Below are 255 nucleotides of genomic sequence, written 5' to 3'. Positions count from 1 at the left end.
AAGTCGGTTCTTCAAGAGGTACGAATTTGCCATTAATGATGTGGCCGATAGTAGGACCATCGACTGGATAACAATGGCCATTCTTGCGAATACAGCCGACTCGCTGTTTGACAGCGTATCGATCTTTGTTTTTTCCATAAGCGTAAACAATCGTATTTTTGGGACGGGCGACGGCCCGGATATCAGCTGGGACAGACATTTTCGGCTCCTTTTTTGTATAGTGTAATTCTATCATTATTATACCATTAAATGACC

The 255-nt window shown here is 42.7% G+C and carries 1 pseudogene; it reads right to left on the bottom strand.

Annotated elements, in window-relative coordinates:
* A pseudogene (locus tag Afil_RS10935) lies at positions 1 to 199 on the bottom strand (hypothetical protein); the annotation flags it as partial.
* Positions 200 to 255: the final 56 nt, after the last annotated feature.

Origin of the sequence: Allobaculum fili (assembly GCF_020969955.1) — a bacterium.
Classification (GTDB): domain Bacteria; phylum Bacillota_I; class Bacilli_A; order Erysipelotrichales; family Erysipelotrichaceae; genus Allobaculum; species Allobaculum fili.
Note: the sequence above shows the minus strand (reverse complement) of the source record. Positions and strands in the feature narration are given on the sequence as shown.